At 71.4% G+C, this 18,819-nt stretch carries 17 protein-coding genes; 10 read left to right on the forward strand and 7 right to left on the reverse strand.

Annotation, left to right across the window (positions count from 1 at the left end; genetic code table 11):
- Window positions 1-193: 193 nt before the first annotated feature.
- From KRH_RS09755 to KRH_RS09765, 3 genes are read right to left on the reverse strand one after another with little or no spacing between them, the layout of a single operon-like run.
- Window positions 194-1,588: a M18 family aminopeptidase gene (locus KRH_RS09755; RefSeq protein ID WP_012399041.1), complete on the reverse strand. Its 1,395-nt coding sequence runs from the start codon at window positions 1,586-1,588 to the stop codon at window positions 194-196.
- Window positions 1,572-2,768, reverse strand: coding sequence for a CPBP family intramembrane glutamic endopeptidase (locus KRH_RS09760; protein WP_012399042.1), 1,197 nt, complete (start codon window positions 2,766-2,768; stop codon window positions 1,572-1,574). Before KRH_RS09760 ends, KRH_RS09755 begins: the two co-directional genes overlap by 17 nt.
- A gap of 51 nt (window positions 2,769-2,819) precedes the next feature.
- Window positions 2,820-3,554 carry a glutamine amidotransferase gene (locus KRH_RS09765; RefSeq protein ID WP_012399043.1) on the reverse strand — a complete coding sequence of 245 codons (735 nt, stop codon included), beginning with the start codon at window positions 3,552-3,554 and terminating at the stop codon, window positions 2,820-2,822.
- Between the two features lie 191 nt (window positions 3,555-3,745).
- Here KRH_RS09765 and uraD point away from each other — a divergent pair, with 191 nt between their 5' ends.
- From uraD to KRH_RS09785, 4 genes are all read left to right on the forward strand, one after another.
- A complete protein-coding gene (gene uraD, locus KRH_RS09770) occupies window positions 3,746-4,240 on the forward strand; it encodes a 2-oxo-4-hydroxy-4-carboxy-5-ureidoimidazoline decarboxylase (RefSeq protein WP_012399044.1) in 495 nt (164 codons plus the stop codon).
- A complete protein-coding gene (uraH, locus tag KRH_RS09775; protein WP_012399045.1) occupies window positions 4,237-4,563 on the forward strand; it encodes a hydroxyisourate hydrolase in 327 nt (108 codons plus the stop codon). Before uraD ends, uraH begins: the two co-directional genes overlap by 4 nt.
- 73 nt (window positions 4,564-4,636) lie before the next feature.
- A complete protein-coding gene (pucL, locus tag KRH_RS09780) occupies window positions 4,637-5,521 on the forward strand; it encodes a factor-independent urate hydroxylase (protein ID WP_012399046.1) in 885 nt (294 codons plus the stop codon).
- A gap of 91 nt (window positions 5,522-5,612) precedes the next feature.
- Window positions 5,613-7,181 (forward strand): nucleobase:cation symporter-2 family protein, encoded by a 1,569-nt coding sequence (locus KRH_RS09785; protein WP_012399047.1) that lies wholly within the window; start codon window positions 5,613-5,615, stop codon window positions 7,179-7,181.
- Between the two features lie 185 nt (window positions 7,182-7,366).
- Here KRH_RS09785 and KRH_RS09790 read toward each other — a convergent pair whose 3' ends face one another.
- On the reverse strand, window positions 7,367-8,128 hold the full coding sequence (locus KRH_RS09790; RefSeq protein WP_012399048.1) for an IclR family transcriptional regulator: 762 nt from the start codon (window positions 8,126-8,128) through the stop codon (window positions 7,367-7,369).
- Window positions 8,129-8,349: 221 nt separating this feature from the next.
- Between KRH_RS09790 and aceB the strand changes: the two genes are divergently transcribed.
- The 3 genes from aceB to KRH_RS09805 are packed head-to-tail and all read left to right on the forward strand — an operon-like array spanning window position 8,350 to window position 12,238.
- Complete coding sequence (gene aceB / locus KRH_RS09795; protein ID WP_012399049.1) at window positions 8,350-9,957, forward strand: malate synthase A; 1,608 nt, start codon at window positions 8,350-8,352, stop codon at window positions 9,955-9,957.
- Window positions 9,954-11,384: a DUF6986 family protein gene (locus KRH_RS09800; protein ID WP_012399050.1), complete on the forward strand. Its 1,431-nt coding sequence runs from the start codon at window positions 9,954-9,956 to the stop codon at window positions 11,382-11,384. The genes aceB and KRH_RS09800 overlap by 4 nt, the downstream gene beginning before the upstream one ends.
- Entirely contained in the window at window positions 11,381-12,238 is an 858-nt protein-coding gene (locus KRH_RS09805; protein WP_012399051.1) for a bifunctional allantoicase/(S)-ureidoglycine aminohydrolase, read from the forward strand. Before KRH_RS09800 ends, KRH_RS09805 begins: the two co-directional genes overlap by 4 nt.
- 59 nt (window positions 12,239-12,297) lie before the next feature.
- On the opposite strand, the gene KRH_RS09810 is transcribed toward KRH_RS09805, so the two are convergent.
- From KRH_RS09810 to KRH_RS09820, 3 genes are all read right to left on the reverse strand, one after another.
- Window positions 12,298-12,861 carry a GNAT family N-acetyltransferase gene (locus tag KRH_RS09810; protein ID WP_012399052.1) on the reverse strand — a complete coding sequence of 188 codons (564 nt, stop codon included), beginning with the start codon at window positions 12,859-12,861 and terminating at the stop codon, window positions 12,298-12,300.
- A gap of 55 nt (window positions 12,862-12,916) precedes the next feature.
- Window positions 12,917-13,393 (reverse strand): GtrA family protein, encoded by a 477-nt coding sequence (locus KRH_RS09815; RefSeq protein ID WP_012399053.1) that lies wholly within the window; start codon window positions 13,391-13,393, stop codon window positions 12,917-12,919.
- Between the two features lie 155 nt (window positions 13,394-13,548).
- A complete protein-coding gene (locus KRH_RS09820) occupies window positions 13,549-14,595 on the reverse strand; it encodes an NAD(P)-dependent alcohol dehydrogenase (RefSeq protein ID WP_012399054.1) in 1,047 nt (348 codons plus the stop codon).
- 196 nt (window positions 14,596-14,791) lie between these two features.
- Between KRH_RS09820 and KRH_RS09825 the strand changes: the two genes are divergently transcribed.
- The 3 genes from KRH_RS09825 to allB all read left to right on the forward strand — a co-directional run bounded on the left by KRH_RS09825 (window position 14,792) and on the right by allB (window position 18,697).
- Window positions 14,792-15,577, forward strand: a complete 786-nt coding sequence (locus KRH_RS09825) for a hydroxypyruvate isomerase family protein (RefSeq protein ID WP_012399055.1) — start codon at window positions 14,792-14,794, stop codon at window positions 15,575-15,577.
- A 193-nt stretch (window positions 15,578-15,770) separates the two neighbouring features.
- Window positions 15,771-16,901, forward strand: coding sequence for a glycerate kinase (locus KRH_RS09830; protein ID WP_012399056.1), 1,131 nt, complete (start codon window positions 15,771-15,773; stop codon window positions 16,899-16,901).
- Window positions 16,902-17,398: 497 nt separating this feature from the next.
- Complete coding sequence (allB, locus tag KRH_RS09835) at window positions 17,399-18,697, forward strand: allantoinase AllB (protein WP_050738130.1); 1,299 nt, start codon at window positions 17,399-17,401, stop codon at window positions 18,695-18,697.
- The last annotated feature ends 122 nt before the right edge of the window (window positions 18,698-18,819 follow it).

Genomic DNA, 18,819 nt, shown 5'->3' on the forward strand with positions numbered 1-18,819 from the left:
TGACGACGCCGCCCGGTGGCCTTCTGCGCGAAGGTCACGGGGCGGCGTCGTGCGTGGGAGGGGTGCATGGGCGCCTCAGGCCGCGCGCGGCGTCGCGGTGGGAGCCACGTGCGCGCGGCGGCGTGGCCGAGCCCCGTGGCTGCGACGGGACGCAACGGGTGGCGCACGCACGGCGGGGCGGACGGCGCGGGGCTCAGCCGCGCCAGAAGCCCCCGATGGCCCGGTGCAGCGCGAACAGGTCCCCGGTGTGCACGAGCTCGCGCGCCGAGTGCATGGACAGCAGCCCCACTCCCACGTCCAGGGTGCGGATGCCCAGGCGGGTGGCGGTGATGGGGCCGATGGTGGAGCCGCACGGCACACCGTTGTTGGAGACGAACTCCTGGTAGTCCACCCCGGCCACGTCGCACGCGTGCGCCCACACGGCGGCACCCACGGCGTCCGTGGTGTAGCGCTGCTGCGCGTTGATCTTGAGCAGCGGGCCGCGGCCGGGCTCGGGGGTGTTCACGGGGTCGTGGTGGCCCGGGTAGTTGGGGTGCACCAGGTGCCCGGCGTCCGAGGAGAGGCACACGGATTCCGCGAGCGCCCTGCGGTGCTCGTCGGTGGAGTCCCCGCGGGCGGCGCCGATGCGCACGAGCACGTCCTCCAGGAAGGGACCCGCGGCACCGGAACGGGTGGCGGAGCCCACCTCCTCGTGGTCGAACGCGGCGAGCACGCTCACCTGCGGTGCGGACTCGAGCTCCTCGGCGTGCTCGACCAGGGCCCGCAGACCGGCGTGGACGGTGGTGAGGTTGTCCAGGCGGCCGCTGGCCAGCAGGTTCTGCTGGGCGCCGATGAGTTCGGGGGCCTGGGTGTCCGCCACGGTGATGTCGTAGCCCATGATGTCGGCGGGGTCCACGGTGAGGGCGTTCCCCTCGGAGGTCCCCCCGCCGTTCGGGGTGACGGAGCCGGCGGTCGGGGCGTGGACCGCGGCCGCGAGCACCGCGAGGACGTCCGCGTCCTGGGCGTCCCCCACGCCCCACACGGGCTGGGTGTGGCGCTGCCGGTCCAGGGCGAGACCGTCGTTGGTGGAGCGGTCCAGGTGGATGGCCAGCTGCGGGATGCGGGCCACCGGCCCGGTGCTCGTGAGCACGGTGCGCGGTGCCCCGTCCGCGCCGCTCACCACCAGGCGGCCCGCGAAGCGCAGGTCCCGGTCCAGCCACGAGTTCAGCAGCGCCCCGCCGTAGACCTCCACGCCCGCCTGGTACCAACGGTGGGTCACCGTGGTGGGGCGCGGCTTGAGCTTGAACCCGGGCGAGTCCGTGTGCGCCCCGAGGATCCGGTACCCCGTGCCCGGCGCGGCACCGGACGGGCTCACCCAGGCGATCAGGGCGCCGTCGCGCACCGTGTACCAGCGGCCGGGGCCGATCTCCCACGGCTGCGCCTCGTCCAGGGCGGTGAACCCGGCGGCCTCGAGGGCCGCGGCCGCGGTGGCCACGGCGTGGTAGGAGCTGGGGGACGCCGTGACGAACTCCCCGAGGTCCCGGGCGAACGCGGCGTGGGCGGGGATGTCTGCGGGCCCGGTGCCGGGCTTCTCAGTGGTGTGCGTCATGCGGCTCAGTGTAGGTGGGCCCGGACGGCATGGGCGGGCGCGTGTCCAGCACCCCCACATACCGGCCCTGCGCGTCCCGCACCTCGTAGGGCCCGTACTGCGGGGGCAGCGTGAGGTAGGTGTGCGTGGCCGGGTCGAACGGGTAGGCGGCCATCCCGGAACGGTCCGCCGCGATCGCCGCGGGGCGCAGCGCGGGCAGCCGCAGCGGAGCCGGGGGCGGGGGCAGCACGAGGGTGCGGGTCACGGCCACGCGCGGGCGGCGCCGCACGAGCCAGAACACGAGGGCCACGTACGCACCGTTGAGGATCAGCTCCGGAACGAGGTCCACGGGTGAGCCGCCGGTGTCGTTCATGTCCACGAGGCCCACCGCGGCCAACAGGGAGATGCTCATGTTGTTCACGGCGTGCAGGGCGATCCCGGCCTCGAGACCACCGGTGCGCCAGGTGACCAGGCCCATGGACACGGCCATGATCCCCACGGAGAGCTGACCCCAGATGTCGTAGTCGTGCCCGGCGATGAACAGCGGGACGGGCAGCAGGATCGCCCACGCCGGGTGCTTGAGCCAGCGGCCCACCATCTGGGCCAGGTAGCCGCGGAACACGACCTCCTCCGCGGTGCACTGCAGGGGCACCACCACCAGTGTGATGGCCACGAGCCACCAGAACCCCGGGACGGGCTGCACCGGGGTGGGGCTCGCGCCCGTGGCAAGGTCCAGGCCCATCCCCGCGAGGTTGACCACCGCGTAGACAGCCACGGCCAGCAGGAAGCACGTGAGCAGCCACCTCCAGCGGATGCGCCCCGTGACCGAGAAGATCAGACCCAGTGGCCGGGGGCCCAGGCACAGCCGTGCCAGCAGCGCACTCGGCAGCATCAGCGCCACCGAGCCGAACAGCAGGAAGAACGTGGTGGGGTCCAGCTGGTTCAGGGAGTCCAGGTCCCCCGAGAGGGTCAGGGGAACGGTGAAGACCAGCAGGATCCCGAACAGGATGCTGAGCAGGAAGAAGATCCCGAAGGAGATGACGCCCTCCACCAGGGGCATCCACCACCGGTGGCCGGGGTCCGCGAGCGCGAGCCGGTGGTAGCGCAGCGTCCGGGTGGCCGGTGCGGGCGCCGGAGCGGCCGGGGCCGGCCCGGGCGGGGCGACGTCGACGAGGGACCACGGTGCGCTGGGATGGCTCATCCCCCCACGGTATCCGTGATGGGCTCCGCAGCGGCCCATTGTGGAGGGGGCTCAGCGGGCGTAGCGCTCCACGAATGCACTGAGGATCCGGGGGGCGTGCTCCACGGCGGGGCCGTTGGTGACACGGTCGACCACGGTCTCGAGCTCGTCCGGCTTGAAGTAGCCGAGGTCCTTGTACACGCGGATGCGGTTCACGAGCCCCTCCACGTCCAGCTCCGGGTGGAACTGCGTGGCGTAGAGGTTCTCCTTGATGCGGTACATCTGCACCTGGCACACCGTGCCCTCCGCGAGCAGCACGGCGTTGGGCGGCATCACCCGGGTGCCCTCCTTGTGGCCCACGTACGCGCTGAACTCGCGGGGCATGTCCGCCAGCAGCGGGTCCGCCACGCCCTCCTCCGTGAGGGTCACCGTGATGGGCCCCACCTCCTCGGGGCGGGTGCGGTCCACCACGGCACCCTGGTGGATGCCCAGGGTGCCCACGCCGTAGCACGCACCCAGGAACGGATAGTCGCGGGCCACCACCTCGTCCAGCAGTCCGCTGATCCAGGTCTCCGCGAGGCGCTGCACGCGGGACTTCTCCTCCGCGGGGTCCGAGGAGTTGAACGGCGAGCCGCCCACGATGATCCCGCTGTAGCGGTCCAGGTCCAGGGTGGGGAACTCGCCCTGCTCCAGCCGGATGCGTTCCAGCTGGGAGGTCTCCAGACCCCCGAAGCGCGCCACGGCCTCGTACTCCTCCTCCGCCAGGACGTCGTCATCACGGGTGGCCAGCAGCACGAAGGGTTTCATGCCCTCATGCTAGCCACGGCGCAGCCCCGCTCCGCGCACCACCGCCCCGGCGCCACCGCCCCGCGCGGCGGCCCGGTGGGGGCGTCGGGCGCGCTTGACGCGGGCCCGTGTGATCCAGTTCACTGGGCACTGGTGAAATTTGTTTTTCACATGGCGAAAACCCGAGACCACCAGGGCGAGGAGAGCGGTCCGTGGACCTCACCGACTTCAACAGGCTCGACGCCGCAGCAGCCGCCGCCGCCGTGCGTCCGGCGCTGGACGTGCCCCGCTGGATCGACGACGTCGTGTCCCACCGCCCGTACGCCACGGTGGCCGCAGCCCTCGACACCGCCCGCACGGCCGCCCACCCGTTCACGGACGAGGAGCTGGACCGGGCGCTGTCCCACCACCCGATGATCGGCCGCCGCGCGGAGGGCGACTCCGCCGAGGCGAGCCTCTCCCGCGGTGAGCAGTCCGCGCTCGGGGACGCGGACGCCGTCGTGAGGGCGGAGCTGGAACGCGCCAACCTGGACTACCAGCAGCGCTTCGGCCACGTGTTCCTGATCCGCGCCGCGGGCCGCAGCCTCCCCGAGATCCTCGCCGAGGCGCGGCGCCGGATGACCAACACCCCCGAGGACGAGCGCCGCGAAGTGGCCGAGCAGCTGCGCCAGATCGCCGTCCTGCGACTCGAAGGAATGCTGTCATGAGCTTCGTCTCCGCCCACGTCCTCGACTCCGTGCACGGCTGCCCCGCCGCCGGCATCCGCGTCACCCTCCTCACCGGCGAGGGCCGCGAACTGGCCACCGCCACCACCGACGAGGACGGCCGGGTCGGCGAGCTCGGCCCCCAAACCCTGGAGTCCGGCCACTACCGGATCATCTTCGCGACCGAGCCGTACTTCGCCGGGCGCGAGCTGGAGACGTTCTACCCGTTCGTCTCGGTGGACTTCACGGCGCGGCAGGAGCAGGGCCACTACCACGTGCCCCTGCTGCTGAGCCCGTTCGCGTACTCCACGTACCGCGGCAGTTGACCCAGGAGCCGACCCCACGGTCGACGACTGCCGATCCACCAGCCACGCATTCCTGACGAAGGAGCAGAGGACCATGACCGACGTAGTGCTCGGGAAGAACCAGTACGGCAAGGCCGAGAACCACGTGGTGCGCATCCACCGCGACACCGACCGCCACGTGATCCGGGACCTGGTGGTCACGTCCCAGCTGCGCGGCGACTTCGAGGCCGTGCACACCCAGGGGGACAACGCGCACTGTGTGCCCACGGACACCCAGAAGAACACCGTGTTCGCGTTCGTCCAGAAGTACGGGGTGGACTCCCCCGAGGCGCTGCTGCTCAAGCTCTCGGAGCACTTCACCTCCGAGTTCGAGTGGGTCTCCGGCGGCCGGTGGGCCGCGGACGAGCACGCGTGGGACCGCATCAACGACAACGACCACTGCTTCGTGCAGAACAAGCAGGAGGTCCGCACCGCCGTGGTGGTCACGGACGGCCCGAGGAGCACCGTGATCTCCGGCTTCAAGGACCTCACGGTCCTGAAGTCCACGGAGTCCGGGTTCCAGGGCTACCCCAAGGACCAGTACACCACCCTGCCGGAGACCACGGACCGGATCATGTCCACGGACGTGGCCACCCGGTGGCGCTACAGCACCACGGACGTGGACTTCGACGCCGTGTACGAGGACGTCAAGAAGATCATCCTGGACAAGTTCACGGACCACTACTCCCGGGCCCTGCAGGAGACGCTCTACCTCATGGGCAAGGCCGTGATCGAGGCGCACCCGGAGATCGACGAGATCAAGTTCTCGTGCCCCAACAAGCACCACTTCGTCTACGACCTGGGGTTCTGCGACCTGCCGAACGACAACGAGACCCACTACGCGGCGGACCGCCCGTTCGGGCTGATCGAGGCCACGGTGCAGCGCAAGGACGCCCAGCCGGACGAGAACGCCTGGGTGGGCATCGCCGGCTTCTGCTGAGCGGCCCACCCACCACGGCACCACCGCGCAGGCCCCCGCCGGGTAGTTCCTCGGCGGGGGCCGCGGCCACGCACCCCCAGGAAGGTCCACCATGGCATCGACCACCGCCCCCGCCAGGGCAACCCGCCCCGAGGACGAGTTCCTCGGCGTGGGGCCGAGCTTCGGCTACGGCTTCCAGCACGTGCTCACGATGTACGGCGGCATCATCGCCCCGCCGCTGATCGTGGGAGGTGCGGCGGGTCTGTCCGCCAACGAGCAGGCCCTGCTGGTGGCGTGCTGCCTGTTCGTGGGCGGGCTCGCCACGGTGCTGCAGTCCTTCGGGATCAGGTTCTTCGGCTCCCAGCTGCCCCTGGTGCAGGGCACCTCGTTCGCGGGCGTGGCCACCATGACGGCCATCGTCAACGGGGGCGGCGGCATCCAGGCCGTGTTCGGGGCGGTGATGGTCTCGGCGGCCATCGGCTTCGTGCTGGCGCCGTTCTTCGCGCGCATCATCCGCTTCTTCCCACCCGTGGTCACGGGCGTGGTCATCGCCACCATCGGGCTCTCCCTGTTCCCGGTGGCCGCCCAGTGGGCCATGGGTGGCGCCGCGGTGGCCGCCAAGGGTGACGAGAACGCCATCTTCCACAACGTGTGCCTGGCCGGGGCCACCCTGCTGACCATCATGGTGCTGTCCAAGGTGCGCAGCGCCCTGGTCTCGCGGCTGTCCATCCTGCTGGGCATCGTGCTCGGCACGCTGCTGGCCGTGGCCCTGGGCATGGCGGACTTCTCGCGCGTGGGCGACGGCGCCCTGTTCGCCCTCCCGCAGCCGTTCGCCTTCGGGGCGCCCACGTTCCAGCCCGCCGCGATCATCTCCATGACCATCGTGGTGCTCGTGATCCTCACCGAGACCACCGCGGACATCATTGCCGTGGGCGAGATCGTGGGCACGGACGTGGACCGCAGGCGGATCGCGGACGGGCTGCGCGCGGACATGGGCGCCTCCTTCATCTCCCCCGTGTTCAACGGCTTCACCCAGTCCGCGTTCGCGCAGAACGTGGGTCTCGTGGCCATCACCGGGGTCAAGAGCCGCTTCGTGGTGACCGCCGGCGGCGTGATCATGCTGCTGCTGGGGCTGCTGCCCGGCCTGGGCCGCGTGGTCGCGGCCGTGCCCGTGCCCGTACTGGGAGGTGCGGGCATCGTGCTGTTCGGCACCGTGGCGGCGTCGGGAATCCGCACGCTGGGAAAGGTGAAGTTCGAGGGCACGCCCAACCTGATCATCGTGGCCACGAGCATCGGGATCGGCATGCTGCCCATTGCCGCCCCGAAGATCTACGCGGGCTTCCCCACGTGGTTCGAAACCATCTTCCACTCGGGCATCAGCTCCGCCGCGGTGGCCGCCGTGGTGCTCAACATCCTGTTCAACGAGATCACGGTCGGCAATCCCCCGGAGGGCAGCGGCTCGGTGTTCACGGAGGCCCCGCCGCGCTACGTGCCCCTGGAGGCGCTCGAGCACCTGCAGAGCCACCTGCAGGAGGGGGACACCGTCAAGGACGGCAGGCTGCTGGACTCGGAGGGCAACGAGGTGCCCGTGATCACCGCGTCCGGCGACGTGGTCCCCGCGCCGCTGACCCAGGAGATCCCGCTGGTCCGCAAGGATCCCGAGGACCCCGGAGAGCGCTGACCCGCTGCCCCGACGCGCCACGGCGCCGCCCCCTGCCGAGGGCGCGGCGCCGTCGTCGTCGAGACGCAGCGCGGGGTGACGACGCCGCCCTGCCGCAGCGCCACTGACCCGCACCCTCGCACTCGGCCCCGTCCGCGGGCGCCGCAGCGCGGGAGACGCGGACGGGCACGGCGTCGTCGTCCGCCTCAGCCCACCCGGGAGAGCTGCCCGGACAGCTGCGCCGCGGCCTCGCGCAGCAGCGGAACGGCGCGCTCGCCGAAGTCCCAGTCCACGCGCGTGGTGGGCCCGGACACCGAGATGGCCGTGGGGGTGGGGGTGTCCGGGACGAGGACGGAAAAGCAGCGCACGCCGATCTCCTGCTCCTCGTCGTCCACCGCGTAGCCGCGCTCGCGGATCAGTGCGAGATCCGCGAGCAGCTCCTCCACCGTGCCCAGGCTCTTCTCGGTGGGGGTGGACATGCCCATGGACGTGACGATCGAGATCACCTGGTGCTCGGGCAGGGTGGCCAGGATGGCCTTGCCCACGCCGGTGCCGTGCAGGTGCGCGCGGCGGCCCACCTCGGTGAACATGCGCATGGAGTGGGAGGACTGCGCCTGTCCCACGTACACGACCATGCGCCCGTCCAGCACGGCCATGTTGGCGGACTCCCCGAGCTCGTCCACGAGCCCCTGCAGCACAGGCTGCGCGTAGGTGCCCAGCGCGAGCCCGGCGGCGTTGCCCAGCCGGATGAGCCCCGGGCCCAGCGCGTAGCTGCGGTTGGGCAGCTGGCGCACGTAGCCCAGGGGGATCAGTGTGCGCAGCAGCCGGTGGATGGTGGGCAGCGGCAGCTGCGCCCTGGACGCCAGCTCGCTCAGCGAGATCTCTCCCCCGGCGGCGGTGATGATGTCGAGCAGGCCGAAGACCCGTTCGACGGACTGCACCCCACCCGTGCTCCTGGCCTCTGGCATCCGTGTGCTCCTCTGGTGGTTGGTGGTCTCGTGCGGGGCACTCCGCCGACCGGCGCGCGCCGCGGCGGGACCGAACGGGTGTGGCCCGGGTCGTGCCATCCGAGTGACGCCCCGCGTGTGTGGCCCGCGTCTCAGCGGGACCTTGTCCTGGGTCACATCCTATGTCTAAACTCGTGGTAATGGAATAACTTTTCCACAATACGGATACTTGGAGGCACTCCATGAGCATCACCCACACCACCCCGCAGAACGTGGCCGCGGCGGACGAGATCCTCTCGGAGGAGGCCCTCGCGTTCGTCGAGGCGCTGCACGAGAAGTTCGCGGACCGCCGTGAGGAGCTGCTCGACCAGCGCGAGACCGCCCGTGCTAAGGCCGCAGAGACCGGCACCATGGACTTCCTCCCCGAGACCCGCGAGGTCCGGGAGGGCGACTGGAAGGTCGCCCCGGCGCCCGAGGCGCTGCAGGACCGGCGCGTGGAGATGACCGGGCCGGCGTCGCCCGCCAAGATGGCCATCAACGCGCTGAACTCCGGCGCCAAGGTGTGGCTCGCGGACCTCGAGGACGCCGCCTCCCCCAGCTGGGCCAACCAGGTGGACGCGATCGCCAACCTGCGCGACGCCGCCCGCGGCACCCTGGGCTTCACCTCCCCGGAGGGCAAGGAGTACAAGCTGCGCGAGGACGTGCCGCTGGCCGTGGTGGTCATGCGTCCGCGCGGCTGGCACCTGCCCGAGTACAACATCACGGTCAACGGCAAGACCGGCTCCGGCTCCCTCACAGACTTCGGGCTGCACTTCTTCCACACGGCGAAGCAGCTGCTCGAGAACGGCCAGGGCCCGTACTACTACCTGCCCAAGATGGAGTCCTACCTGGAGGCGCGGCTGTGGAACGACGTGTTCACGTTCGCGGAGGAGTACCTGGGCATCGAGCACGGCACCGTCCGTGCGACCGTGCTGATCGAGACCATCCCCGCCGCGTTCCAGATGGACGAGATCCTCTACGAGCTGCGGGACCACGCCTCCGGGCTCAACGCCGGGCGCTGGGACTACCTGTTCTCCATCATCAAGTACTTCCGCGACGCCGGGGAGAAGTTCATCCTGGCGGACCGCTCCGCCGTGACCATGACCGCTCCCCTGATGCGCGCCTACACGGACCTGCTGGTGCAGACGTGCCACAAGCGCGGTGCCTTCGCGATGGGCGGCATGGCCGCGTTCATCCCCTCCCGCAAGGACGAGGAGATCAACAAGGCCGCGTTCGAGAAGGTCCGCAACGACAAGACCCGTGAGGCCGGGGACGGCTTCGACGGTTCGTGGGTGGCCCACCCGGACCTGGTGCCCGTGTGCCAGGAGGTCTTCGACGGCGTGCTCGGGGAGAACCCCAACCAGGTGGACCACCAGCGCCCGGACGTGGACGTGACCGCCGAGATGCTGCTGGATGTGCCCTCCGCGGGTGACCAGCGCACCGAGAAGGAGCTCAACGCCAACCTGTACGTGGCCATCCGCTACGTGGCCGTGTGGCTCTCGGGCAACGGCGCGGTGGCCATCCACAACCTCATGGAGGACGCCGCTACCGCGGAGATCTCCCGCTCGCAGATCTGGCAGCAGATCAAGAACGGTGTGGTCTACACGGACACCGGCAACACCGCCACGCGCGAGCTGGTCGCCGACGCCCTGGACACCCAGCTCGACGTGCTGCGCGGGGAGATCGACGAGGAGAACTTCGAGAAGTGGTTCGTGCCCGCCGGCCGGCTGATCGCGGACATGGTGCTCAAGGAGGACTACCCGGCGTTCCTCACGCTGTCCGCCTACGACCTCATGGAAGGCAGCAAGTGACACCGGCGCACCCGGACGCTTCCTCGGCCCCCGCCACGACCGCCCCACGCGGCGCGGCGGGGGCCGCCCCCTCTCTGCCCGAGGGCTTCCTGGCCCGGGCGGACCTGCTGCTCGCGGGCACGGACGCCGACCTCGCACGGTTCCTTCCCGGGGACTCCGGGACCCGCCAGCCCGTGCACACGTGCTACGTCCCGGCGGACCTCGTCACGGAGCGCACGCCCGCCGAGTGGGGTGCCGCGGCGGCACCGGCGGCCGAGGAGGCGGGCGGACTCGCGGCCCTCGCCGACCTCGCCGGGGTCGACGACGCGGCGGCACCCGATCTCATCCAGCGGGTGGCGCGCAAGCTGCGCGAGGAACCCGTCGAGGACCTCCGCCTGGACCTCGAGGACGGCTACGGCGAGCGCCCGGACGCCGAGGAGGACGCCGACGCCGTGCGCGCCGCCCACACGGTGGCCGCGTTCGCCCGAAACCGGGCGAGCGGTGCGGCTCCGGCCCCGGCCTTCGCGGGCATCCGCTTCAAGTGCTTCGAGGCGGCCACCCGGGCCCGCGGGCTGCGCACCCTGGACCTGTTCCTGAGCACCCTCGTGCGCGAGGGCGGGCTCACGGAAGCCGGGATCAGCGAGGACGGGCTCCCCGAGGGGCTCGTGCTCACCCTGCCCAAGGTCTCCGCGGTGGAGCAGGTGGCCGTGATGGTGGAGGCGTGCGAGGCATTCGAGGACGCCCTGGGCCTGCCCGCCGGGCGGCTGCGCTTCGAGATCCAGATGGAGACCCCGGCCATGATCCTGGGCCCGGACGGCACGTGCCCCATTCCGGCGATGCTGCGCGCCGCGGAGGGTCGGGTCTCGGCCCTGCACTACGGCACGTACGACTACTCCGCCTCCCTGGGGATCTCGGGGCAGTTCCAGTCCCTGGAGCACCCGGCCGCGGACCACGCCAAGAACGTGATGCAGGTGGCCGTGGCCGGCACGGGCGTGCGGCTCTCGGACGGCTCCACCAACCGGCTGCCCGTGGGGGACGCCGCCCAGCGCCGCGAGACCTGGGCGCTGCACGCGAGCCTGGTCCGCCGTTCCCTGGAGCGCGGCTTCTACCAGGGCTGGGACCTGCACGCCCACCAGCTGCCCACGCGCTTCCTGACCAACTACGCGTTCTACCGCGGGGCGTTCGACGACGCCGCCCGCCGCCTGGTTGTGTACGCCGGCCGGTCCGTGCCGGGCATCGAGACGGCGGACGTGGCGGACGAGCCCGCCACCGCCCGGGCCCTCGCCCGCTACGTGGTGCGCGGGGTACTGTGCGGTGCGGTGAGCGAGGACGAGCTGCGCGAGAAGGGCCTGGACCCGGAGACGGTGCGGGCCGTGGCGAACCCGGGCGCAGCGGCGTCGTCGTCCGCGGGAGAGCGCACGAGCCCCGAGACAGGAGAGACCCCATGACCGAGCGCACGTACTGGGCCACCCGCGGGGGGCACCCGCCGCAGACGGACCTGCTCACGGACCGCGCGATGTTCCGGGAGGCGTACGCCGTGATCCCGCGGGGCACGCAGCGGGACATCGTGACCTCCTACCTGCCGTTCTGGGAGGACACGCGGCTGTGGGTGCTCGCGCGGCCCATGACCGGGTTCGCGGAGACGTTCTCGCAGTACCTGGTGGAGGTGGCGCCCGGCGGCGGCTCCGACAAGCCCGAGGACGATCCGGACGCCGAGACCGTGCTGTTCGTGATGGAGGGCTCCCTGGAGCTCACCCTGGGCGACGAGCCCGGGGACGGGGACACCCACGAGCTCGCGCCCGGCGGGTACGCGTTCATCGCGCCCGGCGAGACATGGACCGCGCACAACCGCGGGGGCGAGCACACCCGGTTCATGTGGATCCGCAAGCGCTACCAGAAGGTCGCGGGCATCCCGAAGCCGGAGTCGTTCGTGACCAACGAGCGGGACATCGAGCCCACCCCCATGCCGGACACCGAGGGGCGCTGGGCCACCACCCGGTTCGTGGACCAGAAGGATCTGCGCCACGACATGCACGTGACCATCGTGACGTTCCTGCCCGGCGGGATCATCCCCTTCGCGGAGACCCACGTGATGGAGCACGGGCTCTACGTGCTGGAAGGCCAGGCCGTGTACCGGCTCAACGAGGACTGGGTGGAGGTCCAGGAGGGCGACTTCATGTGGCTGCGCGCCTTCTGTCCCCAGGCCTGCTACGCCGGGGGTCCCAAGCCGTTCCGGTACCTGCTGTACAAGGACGTGAACCGGCATGCGCCGCTGGGCCTGGGAGGGCACGCGGGGCGGTGAGGGTCGCACTCGTCTGAGAGGCAGCCGCCGGGCGCTGTGCCCGGCGGCTCCTCACGCGTTCACCACCCGCGGAACTCCTCCGCGAGGATCGCGTAGCCGTAGCCGTCGTGCCACTGACCGTCACGGTGCAGGGACTCCTTCACGCTGTGGATCTCCCGCCGCATCCCCACCTTCTCCATGACCTTCCAGGATCCGGTGTTCTCCGCGAAGCAGCTGGCCTCCACGCGGTGGACACCCATGGCGAAGGCAATGGCCAAGCCCTCACGCACGAGCTCCGTGGCGACCCCGCGACCTTGAGCCCAGGGTGCCACCACCCAGCCGAGCTCCACCTGCTGCCCCCGGGCCTGTTCGGTGACGTCCGCCTGGGACCACGCGTCCTGCTGCTTGACCATGAGATAGGCCGCGAGCCGCCCGTCCCAGTGGGCCATCAGGTGGGTGGCGGCCAGTGCGTCCCAGTCCGCGCGGAACTCCTCGCGCGAGGCATAGATCCGGGTGGTCCAGCGGTTCAGCTCCGGGTCGCTCTTGAGGGCCCACAAAGCGTCGGCAGCTTCCGGGGCAGGGCGACCCACGGTGAGCCGTTCGGGGTGGCGGGGCCAGGTGAGGGCGTCCAGAGTTCGGGGCATGGGCTCAGGGTAGCCACATGCGACCGCCCGCAGACCCACCGGAGCGCAGGTGGCGTCAGGCGTCGTCGGCCTTGCGCTCCACGAAGACGATGAGGTCCATGGCCATCCAACGGAACACCATGGCCAGGGCAGTGCCCAGGATGGGCCCGGAGACGAAGTCCGCCACCTCCTGGAAGAGGAGGGAGTGCGGAGGGTGCTCGAAGCCGAGGGCGTAGCGGGAGATGTACAGCGGCACACTGTTGATCACGATGCCGATCCCGGTGACCACCGCGAAGAGGAACGCCTCCACTCCCGGGTGCTTGCTGCCTCGCGAGCTGAAGGACCACCTCTTGTTCAGCGAGTACGAGACCACGCTGGCGATCGTGGTGGCGATGAGCAGCGCGGTGGTGGGCTTTTCCTCCAGCACCGTCCACTTGAGCAGGAAGTTGATGCCGATGGTGATGAGGTAGCAGATGCCGCCCACCGCCAGGAACCGCATCTGACGCTTGCCCCGGGTGGTCGAGGTCGATCCGGTCCCGACGGACTGCGTCATGGTGCCTTCCCTGTGAACGAGTCAGGCCCGTGTTCGCGAGCGCTTCCAGCGCACGGGCGCGGCTCCACAATCTACGCGGGGGCGGGACACGGCCCGTGCATGCTCAACGCCCCGGACCTTCGTGGCCCGGGGCGTTGAGCATGCTGCACGGTCTCTCAGATGGTCTTCGCGTCGATCACGAAGCGGTAGCGGACGTCCGAGTCCACCACGCGGTCGTAGGCGTCGTTGACGTCCTCCGCGTTGATCAGCTCGATCTCCGCGGTGACCCCGTGCTCACCGCAGAAGTCCAGCATCTCCTGGGTCTCGCGGATGCCGCCGATGTTGGAGCCCGTGAGGGACTTGCGGCCGCTGACCAGCAGCGGGGCCTTCACCTCGAGGGTCTCGGTGGGCAGACCCAGCAGCACCATGGCGCCGTGGGGGCGCAGGGTGGCCATGAACTCCTGGACGTCGATGTGTGCGGACACGGTGTTGATGATGACGTCGAACTCGCCCTTGTGCTCCTTCAGGGCCTCCGGGTCCTCCTTGCGGGCGATCCAGTTCGTGGCGCCGAATCGGCGGCCGTCCTCCTCCTTGGAGCGGGTCTGGCTGATCACGGTGACCTCGGCCCCCATGGCGGCGGCGAGCTTCACGGCCACGTGGCCCAGCCCACCCATGCCCACCACGGCCACCTTGGACCCCTCGGTGACTCCCCACGTGCGCAGCGGGGAGTACGTGGTGATGCCCGCGCACAGCAGCGGCGTGGTGGCGGCCGGGTCCAGGTTCTCCGGGATGTGGAGGGCGAAGGCCTCGGAGACGATGATCTCGGTCGAGTACCCGCCGTCGGTGGGGCGACCGTCGAAGCGGTCCTTGCCGTTGTAGGTGCCCACGGCCTTCGGGCAGTTGTTCTCCTCGCCCTTCAGGCACCACTCGCACTCGCGGCACGAGTCGACCAGGCAGCCGACGCCGGCGCGCTCGCCGACCGAGAACTCCGTGACCTCGGAACCGACCTCGGTCACGCGGCCGATGATCTCGTGGCCCGGGACCATGGGGAAGTTGATCGGTCCCCACTCCTCGCGCACGGTGTGGATGTCCGAGTGGCAGATGCCGGCGAACTCGATCTCGATGCGGATGTCGTCCGGGCGCAGGTCCCGGCGCTCGATGGTGCCCTTCTCGAGCGGGGCACCGGAGGCGACGGCCTGGTAGGCAGCAACATTGGTAGTCATGGGAGGTGACTCTAGACCTGCCCCTGGCGGTACGTCATTTCGGGGGAAAGCAGTTCGGTGAGGGCGGAATGGGACCTTGCACGAGGACACGGCAGCGGCCCCTCATCGCGCTGACCGCGTGCCCCGGTTTGTAGTCTCGGATGATGTTGCACCGTTCTCTGCGGAACCTGCGGTCCCGCGGCACCTGAGGAGAAGCATGTCCTACACCGTCAACGCCTCGATCGTCTTCGCGGACCTCCCCCTGCTCGACCGCACCGCCGCGGTGGCCCGGCACGGCTTCACGCGGGCGGAGCTCTGGTGGCCGTTCGGATCCCCCACGCCACCTCAAGAGGAGGTGGACGCGTTCGTCGCCTCCCTGCAGGACGCGGGCGTCCAGCTCACCGGACTCAACTTCTACGCCGGGGACATGCCCGCCGGCGAGCGCGGCGTGCTCTCCCATCCCTCCCGCACCGCCGAGTTCCGCGCGAACGTGGACGTGGTCGCGGAGATCGCCCGCGCCACGGGGTGCCGCCACTTCAATGCGCTGCACGGCAACCGCCTCGACGGTCTCGCCGCGCAGGAGCAGCGGACGACGGCGCTCGCGAACCTCCGCCACGCCGCGGACGTGCTCGCCCCGCTGGACGGCACGGTGCTGCTCGAACCGGTCTCCGGCGTCCCCACCTATCCCCTCAGAACCGCGGCGGACGCACTCGAGGTGGTCGACGCCGTGGACCGGGAGAATGTGCGGCTGCTCGCGGACTTCTACCACCTGGTCGTCAACGGCGACGACGTTCCCGCCGTCATCGAGGCCCACGCCGCGGACTTCGGTCACGTCCAGATCGCGGACGCCCCCGGCCGCCACGAACCGGGCACCGGTGGGCTGCCGCTGCTCGACTGGGTGGCCCGGTCCCGCGAGCTCGGCTACACCGGGGACGTCGCTCTCGAATACGCGCCGTCCTGCGAGGAGCCGTTCGCGTGGTTGCCGCGGTCGGAGCGGGCATGAGCGCGGCGTCACCGGTCATGCGCCTGGCCACACCGTGCACGTTCGAGCGCCCGCGCAGTGCGGTGCCAGCGCGCTCGCGCCGGGCGGTGCGCGGAACGGAGCCCCGCGGCGTCGTCGCGCTGGAATGGCCCTGCGGGGCGCGCACCACCGGCGCGCGCCGGCCGTGACCGAGACCCCTCAGCAAGGAGGCGCCGTGCGCATCGTGGTGGCACCTGACAAGTTCAAGGGCTCCGTGACCGCCCGCGAGGCCGCCGCCCACCTCGCGGCCGGGATCCGGGACACCTCCCCGGAGGCGGACGTGGTGGAGCTGCCCGTGGCCGACGGCGGCGAGGGCACGCTCGACGCCGCCCTGGAGGCCGGTTTCACGCGCCTGGACCTCACCGTCACGGGCCCGGCGGGCGATCCCGTGGCCGCGGCGTGGGCCCGGCGCGGGGACGAGGCCGTGGTCGAGATGGCGCTGGCCTCGGGCCTGGCCGCCCTGCCCCACCGCGGCGGCGAGCCCTTGCTGCAGGCGCGCACCGCCACGAGCCACGGCACGGGCGAGCTGATCGCCGCCGCCCTGGACGCCGGGTGCACGCACGTGGTCCTGGGCGTGGGCGGCAGCGCCACGACGGACGGCGGCGCCGGGATGCTCACCGCCCTGGGTCTGCGGCTGCTGGACGGGCACGGCGAGCCCCTGCCCCGCGGCGGCGCGGCTCTCGCGCACCTCCACACCGTGGACGCCTCCCGGCTGCACCCCCGCGTGCGGGACGCGCAGTTCGTGCTGGCCGCAGACGTGGACAACCCGCTGACCGGCCCGTGCGGAGCCGCCGCCGTGTTCGGCCCCCAGAAGGGCGCCTCGCCGCGGGACGTCATGGAACTAGACGCCGCCCTGGGCACCTTCCGCGACCGGCTCGCGGACGCGCTCGGCGAACCCGCCCGCACCGCCGCGAGCACCCCGGGGGCCGGGGCTGCCGGTGGCGTGGGGTACGCGGCGCTCGCGGTGCTCGGGGCCGAGCGCAGGCCCGGCGTGGACGTGGTCCTGGACCTCGTGGATTTGGACGCCGCCGTGGCGGGCGCGGACCTGCTCATCACGGGCGAGGGCAGCCTGGACGAGCAGAGCCTGGGCGGCAAGACCCCGCTGGGCGTGCTGCGCGTGGGCCAGCGCCACGGAGTCCCGGTGATCGCCGTGTGCGGCCGCACCACGCTGTCGCCGGAGGCGCTGACCGGGGCGGGCTTCACCGCCGTCCACGAGCTGCGCGCCATCGCCCCCGACGCGGCCACCTCCATGCGCGAGGCCCCGCGCCTGCTGCGTGAGGTGGGTCACCGCCTACGCTCGCAGTAGCATCCGCACGCCCACCCCCTGCCACCGCGACCACCCCGGCACGCCCCACCGAAAGGACCACCGACATGAACGCCTCACCCCAGCGCGGTTCCCACAAGCCCTCGCACGACGCCGCCGCGGCCTCGGACAGCGCGCCGCAGCGGCCCGAGGACGCGGCCGCCACGGACCCCGCCCGGAACGACGAGCAGGCCACGGTGGACGTGCGCGCGAAGGTGGAGCGGGCGGCGTCGTCCCCCGAGCGCGACGAGTCCCCCGAGGAGGTCGCGGAGCAGAACTCGAATCTCGCGGAAACCCCCGCGAGCCGGGCCGAGCGGGAGGGGGAGCGCGCCGCGCAGATCGCGCTGGCCGCCGAGGTGAACGGCGCGGAGCACGTCCGTGAACTGATCCGGGAGTACCGGGCCGAGCACCATCTCACAGGCGCGGACGAGTCTGCGGAGGCCCGGAGCACCGGCCGGAGGGACGGCGAGTTCGACCTCGTGGTCCGCGGCCACCGGGTGATGTGCGGGGACCACTTCGTGCCCCGGGAGGTAGGGGTGCGGAACGGCAAGATTGCCGCGATCGAACCGCTCGGGGCCGGGTTGCAGGGCGCGCGGGTCGTGGAGCTGGCCGAGGACGAGACGCTGCTGCCCGGCCTCGTGGACACCCACGTGCACGTGAACGAGCCCGGGCGCACCGAGTGGGAGGGCTTTGCCACCGCCACCCGGGCGGCCGCGGCGGGTGGCGTGACCACCATCGTGGACATGCCCCTGAACTCCGTGCCCGCCACCGTGAACACCGCCGCACTCGAGTACAAGCGGCTGTTCGCGCAGCAGAACGCGTTCGTGGACATCGGCTTCTGGGGCGGGGCGATCCCCGGCAACAAGGAGGACCTGCGGCCCCTGCACGACGACGGCGTGTTCGGCTTCAAGTGCTTCCTGCTGCACTCCGGTGTGGACGAGTTCCCGCACCTGGAGGCGGACGAGATGGAGGAGGCGCTCGCGGAGATCAAGACCTTCGACTCGCTGCTGATCGTGCACGCGGAGGACTCCCGCACCATCGACAAGGCCCCGCAGCCCCACGGCAACGTGTACGAGAACTTCCTGAAGTCCCGCCCGCGCGGGGCGGAGAACATCGCGATCGCGGAGGTCATCGAGCGCACCCGCTGGACCGGGGCCCGCTCGCACATCCTGCACCTGTCCTCCTCGGACGCGATCCCCATGATCCGCTCCGCCAAGAACGACGGCCTGGACATCACCGTGGAGACCTGCCCGCACTACCTCACGCTGCTCTCCGAGGAGATCCCGGACGGCGCCACCGCGTTCAAGTGCTGCCCACCGGTGCGCGAGGTCTCCAACCGGGAGAAGCTGTGGGAGGGGCTGATCGACGGCACCATCGACTACATCGTCTCGGACCACTCCCCCTCCACGCTGGACCTCAAGGACCTGGGCAACGGGGACTTCGGGGTCGCGTGGGGCGGCGTCTCGTCGCTGCAGCTGGGCCTGTCCCTGATCTGGACCGAGGCACGACGCCGCGGGGTCGGGCTCGAGCGCGTGGTGCGGTGGATGTCCACGCGCCCTGCCGAGCGCGTGGGCCTGCGCGGCAAGGGCAAGCTGTCCCTGGGCTACGACGCGGACATGGCCGTCTTCGCCGCGGACGAGAGCTACGTGGTGGACGCCCAGCGCCTCAACCACAAGAACCCCATCACCCCGTACCAGGGCAAGGTGCTCTCCGGAAAGGTCCGCAGGACCTTCGTGGGTGGCCGCGAGGTGGACTACGAGACCCCCACCGGCCGCCTGATCTCGCACGGCCAGGTCTGACACGGCCTCACCCCTCCCGGGCGACGGCCGGGGTGAGGCCGGACTGCTCACAAGGGCCCCGGCCCCGCACTGCCGTCTCCCGGGAGCGGCGCGCCGGTTGTCCTCCGTGCCTCACAGCCCTC

Source organism: Kocuria rhizophila DC2201 (genome assembly GCF_000010285.1).
Taxonomy (GTDB): domain Bacteria; phylum Actinomycetota; class Actinomycetes; order Actinomycetales; family Micrococcaceae; genus Kocuria; species Kocuria rhizophila_A.

Excerpts from the sequence above, each read along its gene's own strand:
- KRH_RS09755 (WP_012399041.1), bottom strand. The coding sequence starts at position 1,588 with ATGACGCACACCACTGAGAAGCCCGGCACCGGGCCCGCAGACATCCCC.
- KRH_RS09760 (WP_012399042.1), bottom strand. The coding sequence starts at position 2,768 with ATGAGCCATCCCAGCGCACCGTGGTCCCTCGTCGACGTCGCCCCGCCC.
- KRH_RS09765 (WP_012399043.1), bottom strand. The coding sequence starts at position 3,554 with ATGAAACCCTTCGTGCTGCTGGCCACCCGTGATGACGACGTCCTGGCG.
- uraH (WP_012399045.1), top strand. The coding sequence starts at position 4,237 with ATGAGCTTCGTCTCCGCCCACGTCCTCGACTCCGTGCACGGCTGCCCC.
- pucL (WP_012399046.1), top strand. The coding sequence starts at position 4,637 with ATGACCGACGTAGTGCTCGGGAAGAACCAGTACGGCAAGGCCGAGAAC.
- KRH_RS09785 (WP_012399047.1), top strand. The coding sequence starts at position 5,613 with ATGGCATCGACCACCGCCCCCGCCAGGGCAACCCGCCCCGAGGACGAG.
- KRH_RS09790 (WP_012399048.1), bottom strand. The coding sequence starts at position 8,128 with ATGCCAGAGGCCAGGAGCACGGGTGGGGTGCAGTCCGTCGAACGGGTC.
- aceB (WP_012399049.1), top strand. The coding sequence starts at position 8,350 with ATGAGCATCACCCACACCACCCCGCAGAACGTGGCCGCGGCGGACGAG.
- KRH_RS09805 (WP_012399051.1), top strand. The coding sequence starts at position 11,381 with ATGACCGAGCGCACGTACTGGGCCACCCGCGGGGGGCACCCGCCGCAG.
- KRH_RS09810 (WP_012399052.1), bottom strand. The coding sequence starts at position 12,861 with ATGCCCCGAACTCTGGACGCCCTCACCTGGCCCCGCCACCCCGAACGG.
- KRH_RS09815 (WP_012399053.1), bottom strand. The coding sequence starts at position 13,393 with ATGACGCAGTCCGTCGGGACCGGATCGACCTCGACCACCCGGGGCAAG.
- KRH_RS09820 (WP_012399054.1), bottom strand. The coding sequence starts at position 14,595 with ATGACTACCAATGTTGCTGCCTACCAGGCCGTCGCCTCCGGTGCCCCG.
- KRH_RS09825 (WP_012399055.1), top strand. The coding sequence starts at position 14,792 with ATGTCCTACACCGTCAACGCCTCGATCGTCTTCGCGGACCTCCCCCTG.
- allB (WP_050738130.1), top strand. The coding sequence starts at position 17,399 with ATGTGCGGGGACCACTTCGTGCCCCGGGAGGTAGGGGTGCGGAACGGC.